6 protein-coding genes are annotated in these 2,700 nt (G+C 62.8%); 5 read left to right on the top strand and 1 reads right to left on the bottom strand.

What is annotated here, in order from left to right; all coding sequences use genetic code 11:
- From WBV42_RS20285 to WBV42_RS20300, 4 genes are all read left to right on the top strand, one after another.
- Window positions 1-231 (top strand): 50S ribosomal protein L37ae (locus WBV42_RS20285; RefSeq protein ID WP_423987641.1); only part of this gene is annotated, 231 nt, incomplete at its 5' end.
- The gene (locus WBV42_RS20290; protein ID WP_066144577.1) at window positions 231-365 is read left to right on the top strand and encodes a DNA-directed RNA polymerase subunit P; all 135 of its coding nucleotides are present in this window, start codon (window positions 231-233) and stop codon (window positions 363-365) included. The genes WBV42_RS20285 and WBV42_RS20290, both read left to right, overlap by 1 nt.
- A gap of 5 nt (window positions 366-370) precedes the next feature.
- Window positions 371-616 carry a KEOPS complex subunit Pcc1 gene (locus WBV42_RS20295; RefSeq protein ID WP_423987642.1) on the top strand — a complete coding sequence of 82 codons (246 nt, stop codon included), beginning with the start codon at window positions 371-373 and terminating at the stop codon, window positions 614-616.
- A 183-nt stretch (window positions 617-799) separates the two neighbouring features.
- The gene (locus WBV42_RS20300; protein ID WP_423987643.1) at window positions 800-1,090 is read left to right on the top strand and encodes a hypothetical protein; all 291 of its coding nucleotides are present in this window, start codon (window positions 800-802) and stop codon (window positions 1,088-1,090) included.
- Window positions 1,091-1,114: 24 nt separating this feature from the next.
- Here WBV42_RS20300 and WBV42_RS20305 read toward each other — a convergent pair whose 3' ends face one another.
- Window positions 1,115-2,101: an NAD-dependent epimerase/dehydratase family protein gene (locus WBV42_RS20305; RefSeq protein ID WP_423987644.1), complete on the bottom strand. Its 987-nt coding sequence runs from the start codon at window positions 2,099-2,101 to the stop codon at window positions 1,115-1,117.
- A 220-nt stretch (window positions 2,102-2,321) separates the two neighbouring features.
- Here WBV42_RS20305 and WBV42_RS20310 point away from each other — a divergent pair.
- Window positions 2,322-2,700, top strand: a 379-nt coding sequence (locus WBV42_RS20310) for a prefoldin subunit beta (RefSeq protein WP_423987645.1), incomplete at its 3' end; no start/stop codon positions are given.

Here is a 2,700-nt window from a genome sequence, read left to right on the forward strand (position 1 = left end):
GCGCGATACGGTCGCGTCGCGCGCAAGCGCATCTCCGAAATCGAAGCGGACATGAACGAAAACCACACCTGCCCGGACTGCGGTAACGACACCGTGGACCGACAGGGGACGGGCATCTGGGAGTGCGGTCGGTGCGGCTACACGTTCGCCGGTGGTACCTACCGCCCGCAGACGCCCGCCGGACAGACCGTCAAGCGCTCCATCCGCGCCGCATTGGCTGACGACGAATAATGAGTTACAAGTGTTCGCGCTGCAAGCGGGATGTCGAACTGGACGAGTACGGCGGCGTCCGCTGTCCGTACTGTGGCCACCGCGTTCTGCTGAAGGAACGGAGCCGCGACGTCAAGGAAGTTCACGTCCGGTAACGCCCGTGTCTCACGACGCGTTTCTCGAATTCGATTACGACTCCGAGGAGCGTGCCGTCACGGTGTTCCGAAGCGTCGAGCAGGAGATCGGCGAGATCGACGACGAGCGCTCGCGGACGACCGTCGAACGGGACGGGAAGACGATGCTGGTTACCGTCGAAGCGGCAGACCTCGTCGCCCTCCGCGCGGCCCTGAACACGTGGCAGACGCTGATCGGGGTCGCCGAAGCGGTCGCCGGAACCGCCGACTGAACGGGTAGAATTCGACCGTCAGATCAGTTGACTGTCAGTCTAGCTTTTTCGGATATGTTTTTTGCCGTATCGACGCATTTGTATTCATCGGGTTCCTTGCGATAGCACCGTGTTCCGAAGTAGTCCGGGAACGAAGTGCGGTGTATCGTGGCGTCGAACCACCCCCGTCGGAGGGCGATAGTCGTGTTCGACCGACTCAACCCCTTCGGGAGCAAAAAGGATACCACGGGTGGAAAGGATTTCAAACGAGGCCACCGCATCGAGATCCGATGTCCCGAGACGATGACGCCGATCGCCACGGAGCACACCGACCCCGACGACTGGGATTCGAACGTTCCGGAGGGGGAGGGAGTTGCAACCTACGACTGCCCCGCGTGTGGCGGTCAGCATCGGTATCTCTGGGGGCCGCCGGTACCGCTCTGCCTGGACGACGAGAACGACGACGACGAACTCATCCTGTTCGAGGGCGAGTAGACGACGGTTCGAGAACGTCGCGTTTCAGTTTTCGTTCCACACACCACCCTTCGGCGTTCGCGTGAGCGTTCGATCTTCTTCCCACGTCTCGACCACCCCGTCGAGACCTTCCTGATAGCTCCGATACCGCGGTCGCCAGTTGAACGTCTCCCGAAATCGCTCGTTGGTGGTCGGCATCGAAATCGTCAGCAACTGAACCGAATTCTTCCCGACGAGCGGGCGAGCGAGCCAGCCCGGTATTCGTCGCGGTGTCGGTGCGCCGAGTCGTTCTGCGAACGCGGTGAACAGCGTGGCGACCGTCACCTGTTCGTCGTCAGTGACGTGCCACAGGCCGCTCACGTCCGAGTCGGCCGCCGTGGCGAACGCCCGCGCCGCGTCCTCGACGTGGAGTATCGAGAGCGTCGCGTCCCGTCTACCGAGGAGTCCGCCACCGAGTATCGGGAACTTTCCGTCGAGCAGTCCCGCTCCCATCTGCCGAGTGTGTGCCGAGTCGGCCGAGTAGAACCAGCCACAGCGGAGGATTCCGACCTCGAATCCGTACTCCTCCCCACCTCGGTGAACGACGCGCTCCGCTTCGAGCGCGGAGCGCGTGACGCGGTCGGGATGCGGCGGCGAGTCCTCGTCGAATCGACCGCCGTCGGGTTGGCGGGCGACCCAGACGATACTCTGAAGCAGTAGGCGCTTCGCATCGATTTCGTCTGCGACCGCCACGAGATTTCGCGCCCCTTCGACGCGCACTAAATCGTTCCGCGTCCACTCCTCGTCGGACGGTTTCAGACTCGTCGGAATAGCAGTCGCGACGTGAATCAGCACGTCACAGCCGTCGGCCGCTTCCACTAGCGATTCCCGGTCGAGAACGTCCCCACGTCGGGGCTCTCCACCGTTCTCCGCAACGAGTTCGTCGCCGCGCTCGTCCCGTGCGAGGCCGACGACGTGATGGTTCCGTGCCGAGAGTTCCGCGACGAGACGACGGCCGAGGACACCGGTCGCACCGGCGACGAAGACGTTCATACTTGATGTCACGACCGCCGCGACAATACGAATTTTGCCGCGTGTGCCGGATGGTTCTCCCGTTTCGGACCTGATGGCGACGACGAAATATCTTCGCCCGGTTCGAGTACCGGTCGAAACGACGGCGGAGCGTGCCGGGCGTAACCCGTGCAAAGTCCTTCTGGCTCTCTCCGCGCGAGTAAAAGCGGGGCTTTTTCAGTCCAGACGACAAGGGACGGGTATGCAGGGTAATCTTCCACCGGAAGCACAGGAGAAGCTCGAACAGCTGCAGGACCTTCAGGATACGGCACAGCAGGTCGCCGTGCAGAAGAATCAGGCCGAAACACAGCTCACCGAATCGGAGAACGCGCTCGAAGAACTCGAAGACATCGACGAGGACGCGACGATGTTCCGCGAAGTCGGCGAACTGTTCGTCAAGACCGGCTACGACGAGGCCCAGGAGGACCTCGAAGACAAGGTCGACAGCCTCGAAATCCGCGTCGAGACGCTGAACAAGCAGGAAGAGCGTGTCCGAACCCAGTTCGAGAAACTGCAGGGCGAACTGCAGGAGATGCTCGGCGGCGGTGCGGGCGGCCCGTCCGGCCCGACCGGCCCAGGCG

It is taken from the genome of Haladaptatus sp., assembly GCF_049589095.1.
Taxonomy (GTDB): Archaea; Halobacteriota; Halobacteria; order Halobacteriales; family Haladaptataceae; genus Haladaptatus.